Source organism: Paenarthrobacter aromaticivorans (genome assembly GCF_019038615.1).
Classification (GTDB): domain Bacteria; phylum Actinomycetota; class Actinomycetes; order Actinomycetales; family Micrococcaceae; genus Arthrobacter; species Arthrobacter aromaticivorans.
The window spans coordinates 72,989-90,049 of record NZ_JAHOPC010000002.1; the positions used below are offsets into that span (position 1 = coordinate 72,989).

The following is a 17,061-nucleotide window of genomic DNA, read 5'->3' on the forward strand; positions in this document are numbered from 1 at the left end:
GACATAACTATAACCTTCAACTAGAGGGTTAAGGTCCAAGGATTCAAGTTGGACTCGATCAGTTTCGCTATAGGACACAAGCAAGGGGCACGAAACGTGGCAGCACCGCAGAATTACTTGGCCGTCATCAAGGTCGTCGGCATCGGCGGCGGTGGCGTGAACGCAGTCAACCGCATGATCGAGGTCGGCCTCCGGGGCGTCGAGTTCATTGCCATCAACACTGACGCGCAAGCGCTCCTCATGAGCGACGCCGACGTCAAGCTCGACGTCGGTCGTGAGCTTACGCGCGGCCTTGGCGCCGGAGCCAACCCCGAGGTCGGCAAGCAGGCCGCTGAAGACCACGCCGACGAGATCGAAGAAGTTCTCCGCGGCGCTGACATGGTCTTCGTGACGGCCGGCGAAGGTGGTGGCACCGGCACCGGTGGAGCCCCTGTTGTCGCGCGCATCGCCCGCTCCCTGGGTGCGCTGACCATCGGCGTGGTGACCCGCCCCTTCACTTTCGAGGGCCGCCGTCGTGCTGGCTCCGCCGAAGCCGGTATCGACGCCCTGCGTGATGAAGTCGATACTCTGATCGTCATCCCCAACGACCGACTCCTGTCCATCAGCGATCGCAACGTCTCCGTCCTGGACGCTTTCCGCTCAGCTGACCAAGTACTGCTTTCCGGTGTCCAGGGCATTACGGACCTCATCACCACCCCGGGCCTCATCAACCTCGACTTCGCCGACGTCAAGTCCGTCATGCAGGGTGCCGGCTCCGCCCTCATGGGTATCGGATCCGCCCGTGGCGAAGACCGCGCAGTGAAGGCTGCCGAGCTGGCCATCGCCTCGCCCCTCCTGGAGGCCTCCATCGACGGCGCGCATGGCGTGCTGCTCTCCATCCAGGGTGGTTCAGACCTCGGCCTGTTCGAAATCAACGAGGCGGCCCGCTTGGTGCAGGAAGTGGCGCACCCGGAGGCGAACATCATCTTCGGTGCGGTCATCGACGACGCCCTCGGCGACGAAGCCCGTGTCACTGTCATTGCCGCCGGATTCGACGACGTCAAGGCAACCTCACCGTCCATGGACCAGTCGCGTCCCGCGCAGAACCCCGTGCCTGCCGAGCGTCCTGCTGCGCCAAGCACGGCTCCGTCCAACGCAAACGCGCCGCAGCATGCAACTGCAGGCATCGGCGCCGCAGGGCTGAGCAACTGGGGCCAGCAGCGTCCGTCGGCGCTTCCCGCGGACTCAGGCTTCGACGTCGACCTTCCAGCCGTTGTGGAGCCGGACCTGTCGGGCAGTCGCTCGGATGACCTCGACGTTCCCGATTTCCTGAAGTAAGCGGGCATTGAGAGTCGATATCCGGTGTTTTGGTGGCGCAATGAAGTACAGCCCGGCGTTTCTGTTGCCTTCACGGACACAGGCGCCGGGAACCTGGCCCTGCATGTGGGGGACAACCCCGGCGATGTGACCGCGCGTCGTGCCCGGTTGGACGATGCCGCAAATCTGGGCAATCGTAGCTTTCAGTACATGGACCAGGTTCATGGCAATGAGGTCGCGCTTATTTCGAGCTACGGTCCCGGTCCCACTGCGGATGCAATGGTTTCAACGCCTTCGGGCAACCAAGCTGCCCAGCCATTGTCCGTCATGGTGGCTGACTGTGTTCCCGTGGTCCTCGTTGGAGATGCAGGCGATCGCGGTCCCATCATCGCTGTCGCGCACGCAGGACGTCCGGGCGTCGCTTCGGCCGTTGTTCCCGCAACCGTCAACGAGATGCGCACACTCGGTGCCGTGAATATCAGTGCCTGGCTGGGGCCTTCTATTTGTGGCTCCTGCTATGAGGTTCCCGAGCAGCTTCGCGACGAAGTTGCCGCGGTGGCACCTGCTGCCTGGTCGAGCACGTCGTGGGGAACGCCGGCATTGGACCTTCCTGCCGGTGTTCGTGCCCAGCTGGCCGAAGCTGGCGTCACCGTTGAGTACTCCGGGGAATGCACCTTGGAAAATGAGTCCCTTTTTTCCCACCGGCGGGATTCCCGTACGGGGCGATTCGCAGGTTTGGTGTGGACGCATGACTAGCCTTGGACACGACGACGCCCTGTCCGGCGTTGCAGCTTCGGACGCCCGCACCACTGAACTCGCCCGGCGGCTTGAGGTTGTTCAGGCACGGATTTCCGCGGCGACGGCTGCGGCGGGACGTGTGGATCTGCCAGGACTGATCGTCGTGACCAAGTTCCACCCGGCAGCTGATGTCCGGCGACTGTCTACGCTGGGCGTCCGGGATTTCGGCGAGAACCGGGACCAGGAGGCTGCAGGCAAAAGCGCCGAACTCGCGGATCTGGACGTCCGCTGGCACTTCATAGGCCAGTTGCAGAGCAAAAAAGCGAAATCAGTGGCTAAATACGCCTACTCGGTGCAGTCAGTAGATCGTCCCCAGGTGATCGAGGCACTTGAAAAGGCTGTCGCCCGTGAAAAGGACCTCACTGGGCGCCATGACCTTGAGTGCTACATCCAAGTGAGTTTGGACGACGACGCCGGGGCGCACCGCGGTGGTGCCCGCCCCTCGGAAGTGGAATCCCTGGCGGCAAAGATCGCTTCCTCGCCCGGACTGAAGCTTGCTGGCGTGATGGCCGTGGCCCCGCTGGGCGCCGATCCTGAAGCGGCCTTTGAACGACTTGCGGTTGTTTCCGCGGAAGTCCGCGCCAATCATCCGGAGGCTTCAGGGGTATCGGCGGGGATGAGCCAGGACCTTGAGGCGGCTATCAAGTTTGGGGCGACACACCTGAGAATTGGCTCCGATATTCTCGGTTCGCGTCCGGCCGTGGGGTAGCGTCAAAGTATTGGAATGACGGGCCGGGGTTCCAATATGTCAAGTCATGGCGGCCCGCCTACTGCAGAAACGATAGGAGTGCACCATGGCTGGCGCTCTGCGCAAGACAATGATCTATCTTGGGCTCGCCGACGGCGATGAACACTACGAATCTGAGCAGGCCGTCGCGCACCACGACGAAGAACGCCCCCAGGCACAGGACCGGGAAGAGCGCCGAGCGCCTGCACCCGTCCGGGAAGTTGTCCGTGAAATGCCCACTGTTGACGCCGAAGAGGAATACCGCGCACCCGTGACACCCATTAAGCGTGCGGCGTCGAGCCGCGAAGATGCCTCGGGCTTGAGGCAGATCACCACAGTTCATCCGCGTTCTTACAACGACGCCAAGATCATTGGCGAGAGCTTCCGGGATGGCATTCCCGTGATCATGAACGTTACCGACATGGGCGAGGCAGATGCCAAGCGTCTGGTGGACTTCTCGGCCGGGTTGGTCTTTGGCCTCCATGGCAGCATCGAGAGGGTAACCAATAAGGTCTTCCTGTTGTCGCCGTCGTATGTTGAAGTCATCGGGGACGACAAGAAGGCCAGCGAAACGCAGGCCAGCTTCTTCAACCAGAGCTAAGAACCATCGCTACGAGGATGCCAGGCGGGTCAACCTGCCTGGCATCTGTGTTGCAATAGTAAGGACCGATCGGCTTTTTAAGAGCAGGGACTGATCGGCATTCCGGAACAAGTGGGAGATCTGAGCTAACTCGTGGGCATTGTTTTCGGCCTTATCTATATTGTGTTGTTGCTGTTTTTCATTGCCCTTATCATCAGGCTGATCTTCGAATGGGTCCAGATGTTCGCCCGACAATGGCGGCCCCGCGGTGTGGCGTTGGTAACAGCCCATGTTGTCTACTCTGTGACGGACCCGCCCCTGAGGAGGCTTCGCAGGTTGATACCGCCACTGCAACTGGGTGGAATCTCCTTGGACCTGGGCTTCCTGATCCTGATTATCGCCGTGAGTATTGCCATGGCGGTGAGCAGCGGCCTGGCGTAGCTGCGCGGTGAGGCTGTACCGCGGAACCGGGGGGGGTCGTGAGGGTCCGAAGGCCGCAAATTCTCCAATTCAACACGATGGTGTTGAATTGGAGGAACCAGATGATATTTAGGTACCGTAGTTTTGAACGGCCGGAAGGCCTACTGACTAACTAGACCAACGAGGTGACCAGATGGCTTTGACGCCAGAAGACGTTGTCAACAAGCGCTTTCAGCCGACCAAGTTCCGCGAAGGCTACGACCAGGACGAGGTAGATGACTTCCTCGACGAGATCGTGGTTGAACTGCGCCGCCTGAACCAGGAGAACGACGAACTTCGTAAGAAGCTCGGCGAAGCTGGCTCGGCTGTGCCCGCGGCAACTGCTGCGGCTCCGGTCGTCGAGAAGGTTCCGGCTCCGGCCAAGGTGGACAAGGAAGCCGAGGCCAAGGCGGAAGCCGAAGCGAAGGCTGCTGAGGCTGCCAAGAAGAAGGAAGCCGAGCAGGCCGCTGCGGCTGCCGCCGCCAAGGCACCGGCCCCCAGCAATGGTGTTACGCCTACCGCTGAGTCCGCTGCAGGCCTGCTGGCCATGGCGCAGCAGATGCACGACAAACACGTTGCCGACGGTGCACAGCAGAAGGAAAAGATTATCGCCGAGGCGCAGATCGAGGCTTCCAGCCTGGTCAACGACGCCCAGGAGAAGTCCCGTAAGATCCTTGGCGCCCTTGAGCAGCAGCGTTCGGTCCTGGAGCGCAAGGTTGAGCAGCTCCGTGGCTTCGAACGTGACTACCGCTCACGCCTGAAGGCATACATCGAGGGCCAGCTGCGCGACCTCGACGCCCGTGGTTCCGTCGCTGCCCCTGAGGTCGGCGAAGCAACCGCTGACGTTTAGCAAGTATTCTGAAAGCCGGTGGCTGGGGACTCCTCCGCCACCGGCTTTTGCTGTTAACACCCTGCCAGCAGCCCGCAACGCTCCACGAACGAAAGCATTATGACTGACGACCTCACCGACGACGCATCGCTGCCGGAACTTCCCGTCCGGAAATGGCGTCCTGCAATGCTGTGGCTCTTTGCCGGCTTTGCAGTTTTTGCCTATGCCTTTGATCAGCTCACCAAGCTCTGGGTGACCAGCACCATGTCAGAAGGTGAGCGCATTCCAGTGCTGCCACCACTGCTGCACTGGTACTACATCCGGAATTCAGGGGCAGCTTTTTCCATTGGTGAGAACGTCACTTGGATCTTCACGATCGTCATGGCCGGGGTGTCCGTTGCCATCCTTTTCCAGTTGCGGCGACTCGGCTCCGCTTGGTGGGCATTGTCGCTGGGGTTGCTGCTCGGCGGTGCATTGGGCAACCTGACCGACCGCTTGTTCCGTGAACCGTCCTTCGCCATGGGCCATGTAGTGGATTTCATCCAGGTACCGAACTTTGCGATCTTCAACATCGCCGACTCAGCTGTGGTGTCCGGCGTTGTCATCATTTGCCTGCTGACCCTGCGCGGGGTGGGCATGGATGGCACCCGGCAAGTGGCATCACCGAAGAAGCCAGCCAAGCCGGCTCCGGGCTCCAGCGAGGAGATCGTCGGTGAGTGAGCCGGTTGTGGTGCCTGAGGACCTTGCAGGCGCGCGCGCTGACGCCGGGCTTGCACGGTTGCTCGACATTTCCCGTTCGGCTGCGGCGCTGCTTATTGCCGAAGGCAACGTCACCAGCGGCGGTACGGCTCTCGGCAAGTCAGCTAAGCTCGTTGCGGGCGCGGTGTTGGACGTCACGGTTCCCGAGCGGCCGGATCCCCTGGAAGTCGTGGAGGAAGTTGTGGAAGGCCTGAAGATCCTGCTGGATGACGAGGAATTCGTTGTCATCGATAAACCAGTGGGAGTGGCGGCGCATCCATCGCCTGGTTGGGTGGGACCCACGGTGGTCGGCGGCCTCGCTGGAGCCGGCTACCGGATCTCGACGTCGGGAGCACCCGAGCGTGCGGGCATCGTCCACAGGCTCGACGTCGGCACTTCCGGCGTGATGGTTGTGGCGAAGACGGAGCATGCCTACACAGTCCTGAAAAGGGCGTTCAAGGAGCGCACGGTGGACAAGGTCTACCACGCGGTTGTCCAAGGACTTCCGGATCCGCTTGAGGGCACTATTGATGCCCCGATCGGCCGCCACCCTGGCCACGACTGGCGCTTTGCGGTTATCGAAGATGGCCGGCCGTCGGTGACCCACTACGAGGTCTTGGAAGCCTTTGGTAAAGCTACGTTGGTTGAGGTGCACCTGGAAACGGGCCGGACGCACCAGATCAGAGTCCACTTCTCTGCGTTGCGGCACCCTTGCGCAGGCGATCTCACCTACGGTGCTGATCCCCGCCTCGCGGCAAACCTGGGACTGACCCGGCAGTGGCTTCATGCACGGCAACTGGGCTTCACGCACCCGCGGACGGGCGAGTGGGTGGAAGTCACCAGCGACTACCCAGCGGACCTTCAGTACGCCTTGGACCTGCTGGCCACGGGCTCAGCCTAGGCAATCCCTCGGAGCCAGCCCGCTCCAAGGGTTCCGCATTTTGTCAGGGGCGGGACGGTAGACTGTCGTGGTGACTTCCAGCAATGATTCGTTCGTCCACCTGCACACCCACACCGAATACTCCATGCTGGATGGAGCGGCCAGGCTGGGTGAGCTGTTCGATGAAACCGAACGCCTGGGGATGCCCGCCCTGGCCACCACTGATCACGGCTACCTCTTTGGTGCCTTCGATTTTTGGCGCAAGGCCACGGACAAGGGCATCAAGCCGATCATCGGCGTAGAAGCCTACGTAACCCCTGGTACGGCCCGGGGTGACAAGGAACGCGTCCGCTGGGGAGATGAGAGCCAGCGCAAAGACGATGTCTCAGGTGGTGGTTCCTACACCCACATGACGCTCTTGAGCTACAACAACGTGGGCATGCGGAACCTGTTCCGGGCTTCGTCCATTGCTTCGTTGGATTCCGTCTTCGGCAAGTGGCCCCGCCTGGATCGGGAACTGCTCAATACGTACTCCGAGGGGCTCATTGCCACGACGGGCTGCCCGTCCGGTGAAGTCCAGACACGCCTTCGGCTTGGCCAGTACCGCGAAGCGCTGGAGGCCGCGGCAGAGTTCAGGGACATCTTTGGTGCGGAGAACTATTTCTGCGAACTGATGGACCACGGCCTGGACATTGAACGCCGTGTCACAGGGGACCTCCTGCGGCTGGCCAAGGACCTGAACCTTCCGTTGGTAGCCACCAACGACCTCCATTACACACACGAGCACGATGCCAAGGCCCACGAGGCACTGCTGGCCATTCAGTCCGGTTCCACACTCCTTGAGCCCACCTACGATAATGGCGGGTCCCGTTTTGCCTTCTCCGGCAGCGGCTATTACCTGAAATCCCCGCAGGAAATGCGTGAGCTTTTCCGCGACCACCCGGATGCTTGCGATAACACGCTGCTCATTGCAGAACGCTGTGAGGTGTCCTTCAACACCGACGCCAACTACATGCCGCGCTTTCCTTGCCCGCCGGGCGAGGACGAAACCTCCTGGCTGGTCAAGGAAGTGGACAAAGGGCTGGCCTACCGCTATCCGCAGGGCGTGCCGGACAAGGTGCGCAAGCAGGCTGACTACGAGCTCGGGGTCATCACCTCCATGGGCTTCCCCGGGTACTTCCTGGTGGTCGCCGACTTCATCAACTGGGCCAAGAACAACGGGATCCGTGTTGGTCCGGGGCGTGGTTCCGGTGCAGGCTCCATGGTGGCCTACGCCATGCGTATTACTGACCTTGATCCGCTCCAGCACGGCCTGATCTTCGAACGCTTCCTCAACCCGGACCGTGTCTCGATGCCTGACTTCGACGTCGACTTCGATGACCGCCGCCGCTCCGAGGTGATCGACTATGTCACCAAGAAGTACGGCGACGAGCGCGTGGCGATGATCGTCACGTATGGAACCATCAAAACCAAGCAGGCGCTCAAGGACTCCTCCCGCGTGCTTGGCTACCCGTTCAGCATGGGAGAGCAGCTGACCAAGGCGCTCCCGCCCGCCGTCATGGCCAAGGACATCCCGCTAGCAGATATCCAAAACCCCGAGTCCAAGCGCTACAGCGAGGCAGGAGATTTCCGCCAGCTGATCGCCACGGATCCCGAGGCCGCCAAAGTCTTCGAGACCGCGCTGGGTATTGAGGGACTGAAGCGCCAGTGGGGCGTGCACGCGGCCGGCGTCATCATGTCCTCGGATCCCATCATTGATGTCATCCCTATCATGCGCCGTTTCCAGGACGGCCAGGTCATCACCCAGTTCGATTATCCGACGTCCGAAGGCCTCGGCCTGATCAAGATGGACTTCCTGGGCCTTCGAAACCTGACGATCATTTCGGATGCCCTGGAAAACATCAAGATGAACCGCGGCATTGAACTGGACCTGGAAAACCTGGAACTCGACGATGCTGCGTCGTACGAGCTCCTGGCGCGCGGTGACACCTTGGGCGTGTTCCAGCTCGATGGTGGACCCATGCGGTCCCTCCTCAAGCTCATGAAGCCTGACAACTTTGAAGACATCTCCGCAGTTCTCGCGTTGTACCGGCCTGGACCCATGGGCGCCAACGCCCACACCGACTACGCCCTGCGCAAAAACGGGATCCAGGAAGTAATTCCCATCCACCCGGAGTTGGAAGAACCGCTCAAGGAAATCCTGGGCGGGACATTCGGCCTGATCGTGTACCAGGAACAGGTTATGGCGGTGGCGCAAAAGCTTGCCGGCTACTCGCTGGGCCAAGCCGATATCCTTCGCCGTGCCATGGGCAAGAAGAAGAAGTCGGAGCTGGACAAGCAGTTCGCCGGCTTCTCCCAAGGTATGCAGGACAACGGCTACTCCATGGCCGCCGTTAAGACGCTCTGGGATATTCTGCTTCCGTTCTCCGACTACGCGTTCAATAAAGCGCACTCGGCCGCCTACGGGGTCATTTCTTACTGGACTGCCTACTTGAAGGCCCATTATGCGCCCGAGTACATGGCTGCCCTGCTCACGTCCGTCGGTGACGACAAGGACAAATCGGCTATCTACCTCAACGAGTGCCGCCGGATGGGCATTACCGTTCTTCCGCCGGACGTCAATGAATCCTCGTTGAACTTCACTCCTGTGGGAACGGACATCCGCTTCGGTATGGGGGCCATCCGAAACGTCGGCGTTAACGTGGTGGAAGCCATGGTCTCTGCGCGGACCACCGAAGGCAGCTACACCTCCTTCAAGGACTTCCTGATGAAGGTCCCTGCAGTGGTCTGCAACAAGCGCACGATCGAATCCTTGATCAAGGCCGGCGCCTTCGACTCACTGGGACACCATCGCCGTGCTTTGGCCATGATCCACGAAGAGGCCATCGACTCCGTCATCACCCTCAAGCGCAACGAGGCAATCGGCCAGTTCGATCTCTTCGCCGGCTTCGAGGACCAGGAACCTGAAGCTTCGCTGACTACGGAAATTCCGGACCTTCCTGAATGGGAGAAGAAGGACAAGCTGTCCTTCGAGCGCGACATGCTGGGCCTGTATGTTTCGGATCATCCCTTGCAGGGCTTGGAAGGCGTCCTCAGCCAGCATGCCGAGCAGTCCATTACCTCGATCATCGCCGAAGACGGACCGCACGACGGCGCGATAGTCACCATCGCGGGCATGATCACCTCGTTGAGCCGCAGGATCGCCAAGGCCAGTGGCAACGCCTACGCCCGTGCCGAGATTGAAGACCTGGGCGGCTCCATGGAGGTCATGTTCTTCGGCCAGGTGTACGGGCCCATCGCCTCCGTCCTGGCTGAAGACCTGATCGTGGTGGTCAAGGGCCGCCTGCAGCGCAGGGACGACGGAGCCGTGACGCTGAACTGCATGGAACTCTCGGTGCCGGACCTCAGTGAGAGTGTGAACGGGCCGGTGGTGATCACTATTCCAACGTTCAAGGCCACCGAAGCAGTGGTTACTGACCTTCGGGATGTGCTGCGGACGCATCGGGGCAACTCCGAGGTCCGGCTCAAGCTCATGGGGGACACCAAAGTTGAGGTCATGGGGCTTCCCGTGCACATGCGGGTCAACCCCAGCCCATCGCTCTTTGGCGACCTGAAAGTCCTGCTGGGTCCGGCCTGCCTGGATAATTAGCGCACTGGAAGGGCCGGAATCCCCTGGAGAAGGCTAGATTTCGTAGTCCAGGGGCCTCGGCTGGCTGTAACCGCCACCGTGATAGAGCAGGGGAGCGCCGTCGTCGCCCACCTGGCCGTCCACGACTTCCACGACCACCACAGCGTTGTTCTCAAACGACAACCGCATCTGGATCTTTCCCACCAGCCAACCTGCCACGTCCTTGAGAATGGGCACGTCGAACGGACCTGGCTCCCAGTGGTCACCCTCGAAGCGGTCCCGCGTCTTCGCGAAGCGATCTGCCAGCGCCTGGTTCTCCAGTCCGAGCATGTGCACGCCAATGTAGTTGGCATTGGCGATGGCCGGCCAGGAACTTGAGCTTCGGGCCATGTTGAAGGTGAAACGTGGCGGTTCGGCGGACAGGGATGCAACGGAGGTGGCAGTGAAGCCGAAGGGCTTGCCATTGAGGTTGGCTGTGATGATGGCCACCCCGGCGGCATGGCGGCGGAACATTTCCCTGAACGTCTTTTCGAAGCCGGATAGTTCACTTGCCACGTTGATGAATCTCCTGGAACTGGGGTCGGGGGCGTCTTCCTCTCAGGGTATTCCTCCCTGTGCCCCACTTCTCCATTTTAATGGGCACACGTGAACCTTTGTTAATGTGAGTTCCATGACTCAGCCCACTGTGCACGTTCCCGCGGAAATCCAGCCCGACGCCGCAACTCCTTGGCGTTCGCGGGACTCCCTGTGGCTTGTCCTACCCGCGGCAGCGGGGGTAGTCATGGGCATTCTCTGGTGGATCCTGGCGCCGGGCGGGGGAAACGTGGTCTCGGGCAACCCCGAACTCGCAAATCCTGCAAACCCTGATTCATGGTTGCCGCGCGACTTGGTCCTTGCCGGGCTGATGTTGGTGGCCGGGTGTGTCACCGGCCTTGTGCTCGACGGAAAGCTCCAGGGGGCGGGGGCCGGCAGGCGGTTGGCGTTGGCACTGGCAGGGGGCGCGGCCGCCGCAGCGATTGCCTGGGCGGTTGGCTTGGTTGCAGCGCAGCTATGGGGACCCGCTCCGGACCCTTCCCTGGGTGCCGACTACGGTTTCACTCTTCGCTCCTACGCCGTCCTCGTCTTGTGGCCCGGCGCTATCGCGTTCGTGACGTTCGTACTGGCGCTGTTCGGGGTTCTTTCCAGGAAGCCCGTAAAATAGCCGGGTGACCACTTCTTCGGATACCTCCGCCCCTGCCGCTGCATCCTTGAATTTCCGCAGTATCGATTTCCGCGGCCGCCACCTCTCGCTGGCTGAGCTGCGCGCTGCTGTACCCAGGGCGAAGCATCAGACGATGGCAGATGCGGAACAGAGGGTCCTGGACATTATGGGAGCCGTTCGCAGCCGCGGTTTTGCCGCTCTGACCGAACTTGCAAGGAACTTCGACGGCGTTGAACAGTCCCACCCGCGGGTACCGGCCGAGGCGCTTGCCAAGGCCTTGGCTGACATTGATCCCAGTGTCCGCGCCGCGTTGGAAGAGTCGATCAGCCGGGCCAGGCAGTTTGCCGATCAGCAGCGTCCAGCCAATGTTGACGTCGCTTTGGCTGCTGGCGCGGTTGTCAGCCAGAACTGGATTCCCGTGGGGCGTGTTGGGCTGTATGTCCCGGGTGGTCTCGCGCCCCTGGCCTCCTCGGTGATCATGAACGTCGTTCCCGCCGTTGCTGCAGGTGTCGAATCCATCGCCTTGGCTTCGCCGCCTCAAAAGGACTTCGGCGGACTTCCGCACCCCACCATCCTCGCGGCGGCAGCGCTGCTGGGAATCGATGAGGTCTACGCGATTGGCGGTGCCCAGGCGATCATTTCGTTTGCCTACGGCGTCCCCGGTTCGGAGGGAGTATCTCCTATCGAGCCTGTGGATCTCGTCACGGGACCTGGCAATATTTTCGTCGCCACTGCCAAGAGGCTGGTGAAGGGAGTCGTTGGCATCGACTCCGAGGCAGGAACTACCGAGATCGCTATCCTGGCCGATTCCACTGCCCAGTCCGCACTGGTGGCTGCCGATCTCATTAGCCAGGCCGAGCACGATCCCAAGGCCGCCTCTGTCCTGGTGACGGACTCCGCTGACCTGGCGGACGCCGTCGTGGGTGAATTGGCACGGCAAGCAGCCGCCACGAAGCACAGCGCACGCGTCCTTGAGGCACTCTCCGGTCCGCAATCGGGTGTGGTGCTGGTGGATGACCTGGAGCAGGGGATTGCGGTGTGCAATGCCTACGCCGCAGAGCACCTTGAGATCATGACGGCGGACGCACCGGCCGTGGCGGCGCGGATCCGCAACGCGGGCGCCATTTTCGTGGGGGACTACAGCCCCGTGAGCCTCGGCGACTATTGTGCAGGATCCAACCACGTGTTGCCCACCAGCGGTACCGCTGCCTTCTCCTCGGGACTGAACGTCACCACCTTCTTGCGCGCAGTGCAGGTCATCAACTACAACCGTACGGCTCTGGAGCAAGTCAGTGGCCACATCGTGAGTTTGGCCGGAGCTGAGGACCTTCCAGGACATGGGGATGCGGTCAGGATCCGCTTCAGCGGACGAAGCTGACATCGGAACCCTCACAGGCTAAACGGGACCTGACCACTACATATACGGGTCATTACCACTACATGTAGTAATTACAAGCTTGTCATTACGGTGTCATCGAACGTAAACTGGTGCCGGAAGAGAATCTTCCGGCACCTTTGCGTTTCCGGCACCCTGCCGGTGTAACGCGGGCCGGAACTGATCAGGGGAGGCCCAGCGTGTACTGTCCGTTCTGCCGGAATCCTGACTCGCGCGTCGTTGATAGCCGCATGGCTGACGACGGAACTTCCATCCGGCGCCGCCGGCAATGCCCTGAATGCGGGCGACGCTTCACCACGGTGGAAACCACCAGCCTGTCCGTCATCAAGCGTTCGGGAGTCGGGGAGCCGTTCAGCCGCATCAAAGTCATCAGCGGTGTGCGGAAAGCGTGCCAGGGCCGCCCCGTCACCGAAGACGATCTGGCCATGCTGGCGCAGGAAGTCGAGGAGAACATCCGCTCTTCGGGTGCCGCTGAAATCGATGCCCACGAAGTAGGCCTTGCCATTCTCGGTCCCCTGCGGAAACTGGATGAGGTGGCGTACCTGCGGTTTGCCAGCGTCTATCAAGCATTCGAGTCGCTCGAAGACTTCGAATCCGCAATATCCTTGCTGCGGCATGAGGCCGAGGCCCACGCCAAAGCCGGGGCCAAGGAAGCCAAAGGCTCCGAGAAAAGCCAGCTTTAGCGGCCGCCGGACACCGGGAGGACTGCTCCAGTAATGTAGCCGGCCTCGCCGGACATTAACCACATCACAGCCGCCGCCACCTCTTCAGGTTCAGCCCCCCGGCCCATGGGAATGGTTGGATTGAGCCGTTCTACGCGGTCGGGCATTCCTGCGGCTGCGTGGAGTCCGGTGTTGGTACTGCCGGGAGCCACAGCGTTGACACGAATGCCCTGCTTTGCCACTTCCGCGGCCAGGCCCACCGTCAAAACGTCCACCGCACCTTTCGACGCCGCGTAGTGAACCCATGTCCCGGGGGAACCGGCCTTTGTTGCGGTCGAGGAAATGTTGATGATCGAACCACCCGGACCGCCGTGGTCGGTAGAGAGTCTTCGGACCGCTTCCTGGCACATGAAAATCATGCCTGCCACGTTCACGTCCATGACGCGCTGCACGGTCTCGGCAGGCACCTCTGCCAGTGTTCCGATCCGGTTGCCCGTAATGGCCGCATTGTTGATGACGGCTGTTAATGGCCCCCAAGCTGCGGCAGCATCGAACAAGCGCCCGACGTCGGCGGGCTGGCTGACGTCGGCCTGCACGGCCAGCGCCCTACCTCCCTGCGCGTGGATGTCCTCAACCACTGCATCAGCACCCTCGGCGTCCAACGAGTAGTTGACCACTACGCCATACCCGGAACGTGCCGCCGCGTTTGCAACTGCCGCGCCAATTCCGCGGCTGGCACCCGTGACGATCGCGATTCCGGGCATGGCGTCGTAGTCCACAGGCAACTTCAGCTACTTGGCTAGCTTGTGGTGCAGAGCGACCTCAAGGGCAGCGCCCACGATGCCGGCGTCGTTCTTCAACTTGGCGGTGACAATTTCGGTGCGCAATTGCAGGTGCGGGAAATATTCATCCGAGCGCTTGGAGATGCCGCCGCCGATAATGAAAAGTTCCGGGGAGAACAGGAACTCGACGTGCTGCAGGTAGCGGTTGAGCAGGACGCCGTACTCGTCCCAGCTCAAGCCATCGCGTTCGCGGGCCACGGCTGACGCCTTGGTTTCGGCGTCGAATCCGTCAACCTCAAGGTGACCGAGCTCGGCGTTGGGCACCAATTGGCCGTTGAAGATGAAGGCGGAGCCGATGCCGGTCCCGAGCGTGATGACCAGGACGGTGCCGTCCACGCCCTCGCCTGCGCCATAGCGGGCCTCTGCGAGACCTGCGGCGTCGGCATCGTTGATGACCTCGACGGGGCGGCCTAAACGGTCAGTGAACTTCTTGTCGATGTCGGTGCCCAGCCAGGACTTGTCCACATTTGCGGCAGAGTTGACCACACCGTGCTGAATGATTCCCGGGAAGGTGACACCCACGGGGGAATCCGCGGCAGGGGCGTCGGGGCGGCTGGAAAGTTCTTTGACGATCTCTGCCACAACTTCGGCTACTGCCTCGGGAGTGGCGGGCTGTGGCGTGGGAACGCGAAAGCGTTCGCCGATCAGCTTGCCCTTCTTGAGGTCGACGATGCCGCCTTTGATGCCCGTGCCGCCGATGTCGATTCCGATCAGCGGCGCGTTCTTGTGGGTCTTCTCATCCTTCTTGGACAATGCAATTCCGATCATGGCAGGAGGGGTGGGCATGGCGCAGCCGCCCGGGGCTGCGGTTGACCTTCCGGAAAGCTAGGGAAGGGTCAGGATTTCCGCGCCGGTCTCGGTGACCAGCAGGGTGTGCTCGAATTGGGCCGTGCGCTTGTGGTCCCTGGTAACAACCGTCCAGTCGTCGGACCACATATCCCATTCGATGGTGCCAAGGGTCAGCATGGGTTCGATGGTGAAGACCATGCCTGCCTCGATCACGGTGTTGTACGCCGGGGCTGCGTCGTAATGCGGAATGATGAGGCCTGTGTGGAACGCCTCACCAACACCGTGGCCAGTGAAATCCCGAACCACGCCATAGCCGAAGCGCTTGGCGTAGGACTGGATCGCGCGACCGATTACGTTGATTTCGCGGCCGGGGGCCACGGCCTTGATGGCCCGGTTGAGCGACTCCTGCGTACGCTCAACCAGCAAACGGGATTCCTCGTCCACGTCGCCAACCAGGAAAGTGTAATTGGTATCCCCATGGACTCCGCCGATGAAAGCGGTGATGTCAATGTTCAGGATGTCCCCATCCTGAACCACCGTGGAATCGGGGATGCCGTGGCAGATAACTTCATTGAGGGAAGAGCAGAGGGACTTCGGGAAGCCCCGGTAGCCCAGCGTGGAGGGGTAGGCATTGTGGTCCACAAGGAACTCATGGCCAATCTTGTCCAACTGGTCCGTCGTCACGCCGGGCTGGATGTGCTTGCCAACTTCAACGATGGCCTGGGCAGCGATCCTGCTGGCGATACGGATCTTCTCGATGGTCTCCGCTGACTTCACTTCGGAGCCGGTGAACTTGCTGGGTGCCTTCTTGCCGACGTACTCGGGGCGGGGGATCGACGCCGGGACGGGCCGTTCAGGGCTGATGATTCCCGGAGTGAGCGTGCCGATGGGTGCGGTCGAAGCAAGAGAAGGCATAGATTGATCATATAAGGCACACAAGAGACGCAAGTAACAAAGCGCGGCTGGGCCCACGTGACTCCGCCAACGTTACGCGTTTGAGGGCAACCGGGACGAGGAGGAAACGTGACGGAGTACTGGTACAACGTCAAGACGCATGAGATCGAAGAGGACGCCATGTCCGATTGGACACAGCTGATTGGCCCTTACAAGACCAGGGAAGAAGCAGAGCACGCGCTGGAAAAGGTCAAGCAACGCAACGATGCCTGGGACGCCCAGGACGATGACTAGGTCGCCAGGACGTAGCTAGAAGGAATGCTCAGGTCCGGGAAATTCTCCCGATCTGACGTCCGCTCCAAAGGCCGCGGCGGCATCCGTGAGCGTCGTGCGAAGGTCTGCATACTGCTTGACGAACTTCGCCATCTTGCCCCCTCGCAGTCCGGCCATGTCCTGCCAGACCAGCACTTGGCCCGTGGTGCTCTTGCCGGCTCCGATGCCTACAGTCGGTACGCGCAGCGCGGCATCGACGGCAGCAGCAGTATCTGCGGGCACCATCTCCATGAGGACGCTGAAAGCGCCTGCGTCCTGTAAGGCCACAGCGTCATCGATGAGCCGCTGGGCGTCATCGCCCCTGCCTTGGACCCGGTAGCCACCCAGGGAATGTTCACTCTGGGGAGTGAATCCAATGTGGGCCATGACAGGAATGCCGGCCTGGACCATGGCCTTCACAGTCTCCGCATAGTAGGCAGAGCCCTCGATTTTGACCGCGTGGGCCAATCCTTCCTTGAGGAAACGGACGCCGGTGGCGACCGCCTGCTCAGTTGAAACCTCGTAGCTGCCAAACGGCAGGTCAGCCAGCACCAGGGCGCGCTTGGCTGAACGGCTCACCGCCCGGCACAGAGGCAGCAACTCGTCCACTGTGACGGGAAGGCTGGTCTCGTTGCCGAAGACGTTGTTTGAGGCGGAATCGCCCACCAGGAGGACTTCGATCCCGGCTTGGTCGAAGATCTCAGCAGTGTATTGCTCGTAGGCGGTGAGCATAGCGAAGTGCTCGCCGTTATCCTTGGCCTGCTGAAGATGATGGATGCGCACCCTGCTGACCTGCTTCTTGGCGCCAACTGACGGTGCCTGGGCGGCCGCCGCGGGACCGTTGCCGTAGGGCGCGGGGACTTCGGCGGGCGTGGTGGACTCAGGAAGGTTGCTTGGGGCCATGGATAGAGCCTAAGCCGTGCCGACGACGCCTGCCAGCAGTGTGCCAAGGGTCACGTTTGTAAACGCTGTGTTACGCGCAGCTACTGCGGCGGCATTCCCACCGAATGCTTAGTAGAGTGAAGTCTGA

The 17,061-nt window shown here is 61.5% G+C and carries 18 protein-coding genes; 13 read left to right on the forward strand and 5 right to left on the reverse strand.

Annotated elements, in window-relative coordinates:
* Positions 1-96 precede the first annotated feature (96 nt).
* The 9 genes from ftsZ to dnaE all read left to right on the forward strand — a co-directional run bounded on the left by ftsZ (position 97) and on the right by dnaE (position 9,956).
* Positions 97-1,317, forward strand: a complete 1,221-nt coding sequence (ftsZ, locus tag KSW38_RS03895) for a cell division protein FtsZ (RefSeq protein ID WP_216922971.1) — start codon at positions 97-99, stop codon at positions 1,315-1,317.
* 24 nt (positions 1,318-1,341) lie between these two features.
* On the forward strand, positions 1,342-2,052 hold the full coding sequence (locus tag KSW38_RS03900) for a purine nucleoside phosphorylase YfiH/LACC1 family protein (RefSeq protein ID WP_216922973.1): 711 nt from the start codon (positions 1,342-1,344) through the stop codon (positions 2,050-2,052).
* Entirely contained in the window at positions 2,045-2,803 is a 759-nt protein-coding gene (locus tag KSW38_RS03905; protein ID WP_216922975.1) for a YggS family pyridoxal phosphate-dependent enzyme, read from the forward strand. The genes KSW38_RS03900 and KSW38_RS03905 overlap by 8 nt, the downstream gene beginning before the upstream one ends.
* An 85-nt stretch (positions 2,804-2,888) precedes the next feature.
* Complete coding sequence (locus KSW38_RS03910) at positions 2,889-3,422, forward strand: cell division protein SepF (RefSeq protein ID WP_216922977.1); 534 nt, start codon at positions 2,889-2,891, stop codon at positions 3,420-3,422.
* Between the two features lie 132 nt (positions 3,423-3,554).
* A complete protein-coding gene (locus KSW38_RS03915; RefSeq protein WP_216922979.1) occupies positions 3,555-3,842 on the forward strand; it encodes a YggT family protein in 288 nt (95 codons plus the stop codon).
* Positions 3,843-4,014: 172 nt separating this feature from the next.
* Entirely contained in the window at positions 4,015-4,710 is a 696-nt protein-coding gene (locus tag KSW38_RS03920) for a DivIVA domain-containing protein (RefSeq protein WP_216922981.1), read from the forward strand.
* A 99-nt stretch (positions 4,711-4,809) separates the two neighbouring features.
* A complete protein-coding gene (gene lspA / locus KSW38_RS03925) occupies positions 4,810-5,409 on the forward strand; it encodes a signal peptidase II (RefSeq protein ID WP_216922983.1) in 600 nt (199 codons plus the stop codon).
* Complete coding sequence (locus KSW38_RS03930; RefSeq protein WP_216922985.1) at positions 5,402-6,328, forward strand: RluA family pseudouridine synthase; 927 nt, start codon at positions 5,402-5,404, stop codon at positions 6,326-6,328. The genes lspA and KSW38_RS03930 overlap by 8 nt, the downstream gene beginning before the upstream one ends.
* 70 nt (positions 6,329-6,398) lie before the next feature.
* Positions 6,399-9,956 carry a DNA polymerase III subunit alpha gene (gene dnaE, locus KSW38_RS03935; protein WP_216922987.1) on the forward strand — a complete coding sequence of 1,186 codons (3,558 nt, stop codon included), beginning with the start codon at positions 6,399-6,401 and terminating at the stop codon, positions 9,954-9,956.
* A 33-nt stretch (positions 9,957-9,989) separates the two neighbouring features.
* Here the strand turns inward: dnaE and KSW38_RS03940 are convergent, their stop codons facing one another.
* Positions 9,990-10,490: a flavin reductase family protein gene (locus KSW38_RS03940; RefSeq protein WP_308169282.1), complete on the reverse strand. Its 501-nt coding sequence runs from the start codon at positions 10,488-10,490 to the stop codon at positions 9,990-9,992.
* 115 nt (positions 10,491-10,605) lie between these two features.
* On the opposite strand from KSW38_RS03940, the gene KSW38_RS03945 reads away from it, so the two are divergent.
* The 3 genes from KSW38_RS03945 (at position 10,606) to nrdR (ending at position 13,215) form a co-directional block, all read left to right on the forward strand.
* On the forward strand, positions 10,606-11,136 hold the full coding sequence (locus KSW38_RS03945; RefSeq protein WP_216922989.1) for a hypothetical protein: 531 nt from the start codon (positions 10,606-10,608) through the stop codon (positions 11,134-11,136).
* Positions 11,137-11,140: 4 nt separating this feature from the next.
* On the forward strand, positions 11,141-12,514 hold the full coding sequence (hisD, locus tag KSW38_RS03950) for a histidinol dehydrogenase (RefSeq protein WP_216922991.1): 1,374 nt from the start codon (positions 11,141-11,143) through the stop codon (positions 12,512-12,514).
* 197 nt (positions 12,515-12,711) lie between these two features.
* Entirely contained in the window at positions 12,712-13,215 is a 504-nt protein-coding gene (gene nrdR / locus KSW38_RS03955) for a transcriptional regulator NrdR (RefSeq protein ID WP_216922993.1), read from the forward strand.
* On the opposite strand, the gene KSW38_RS03960 is transcribed toward nrdR, so the two are convergent.
* The 3 genes from KSW38_RS03960 to map all read right to left on the reverse strand — a co-directional run bounded on the left by KSW38_RS03960 (position 13,212) and on the right by map (position 15,740).
* Complete coding sequence (locus KSW38_RS03960) at positions 13,212-13,958, reverse strand: SDR family oxidoreductase (RefSeq protein ID WP_216923796.1); 747 nt, start codon at positions 13,956-13,958, stop codon at positions 13,212-13,214. The genes nrdR and KSW38_RS03960 overlap by 4 nt on opposite strands.
* Positions 13,959-13,985: 27 nt before the next feature.
* Positions 13,986-14,789, reverse strand: a complete 804-nt coding sequence (gene ppgK / locus KSW38_RS03965) for a polyphosphate--glucose phosphotransferase (protein WP_275964115.1) — start codon at positions 14,787-14,789, stop codon at positions 13,986-13,988.
* A gap of 72 nt (positions 14,790-14,861) precedes the next feature.
* Entirely contained in the window at positions 14,862-15,740 is an 879-nt protein-coding gene (gene map, locus KSW38_RS03970; RefSeq protein ID WP_216922995.1) for a type I methionyl aminopeptidase, read from the reverse strand.
* 108 nt (positions 15,741-15,848) lie between these two features.
* Between map and KSW38_RS03975 the strand changes: the two genes are divergently transcribed.
* Positions 15,849-16,013, forward strand: a complete 165-nt coding sequence (locus KSW38_RS03975; protein ID WP_216922998.1) for an SPOR domain-containing protein — start codon at positions 15,849-15,851, stop codon at positions 16,011-16,013.
* 15 nt (positions 16,014-16,028) lie between these two features.
* On the opposite strand, the gene panB is transcribed toward KSW38_RS03975, so the two are convergent.
* Positions 16,029-16,934: a 3-methyl-2-oxobutanoate hydroxymethyltransferase gene (panB, locus tag KSW38_RS03980; RefSeq protein ID WP_216923000.1), complete on the reverse strand. Its 906-nt coding sequence runs from the start codon at positions 16,932-16,934 to the stop codon at positions 16,029-16,031.
* Between the last annotated feature and the right edge of the window lie 127 nt (positions 16,935-17,061).

Bases quoted from the DNA above. Each gene is read 5' to 3' on its own strand.
- KSW38_RS03910 (WP_216922977.1), top strand. From the start codon at position 2,889: ATGGCTGGCGCTCTGCGCAAGACAATGATCTATCTTGGGCTCGCCGAC.
- KSW38_RS03905 (WP_216922975.1), top strand. From the start codon at position 2,045: ATGACTAGCCTTGGACACGACGACGCCCTGTCCGGCGTTGCAGCTTCG.
- KSW38_RS03920 (WP_216922981.1), top strand. From the start codon at position 4,015: ATGGCTTTGACGCCAGAAGACGTTGTCAACAAGCGCTTTCAGCCGACC.
- panB (WP_216923000.1), bottom strand. From the start codon at position 16,934: ATGGCCCCAAGCAACCTTCCTGAGTCCACCACGCCCGCCGAAGTCCCC.
- map (WP_216922995.1), bottom strand. From the start codon at position 15,740: ATGCCTTCTCTTGCTTCGACCGCACCCATCGGCACGCTCACTCCGGGA.
- KSW38_RS03960 (WP_216923796.1), bottom strand. From the start codon at position 13,958: ATGCCCGGAATCGCGATCGTCACGGGTGCCAGCCGCGGAATTGGCGCG.
- KSW38_RS03945 (WP_216922989.1), top strand. From the start codon at position 10,606: ATGACTCAGCCCACTGTGCACGTTCCCGCGGAAATCCAGCCCGACGCC.
- lspA (WP_216922983.1), top strand. From the start codon at position 4,810: ATGACTGACGACCTCACCGACGACGCATCGCTGCCGGAACTTCCCGTC.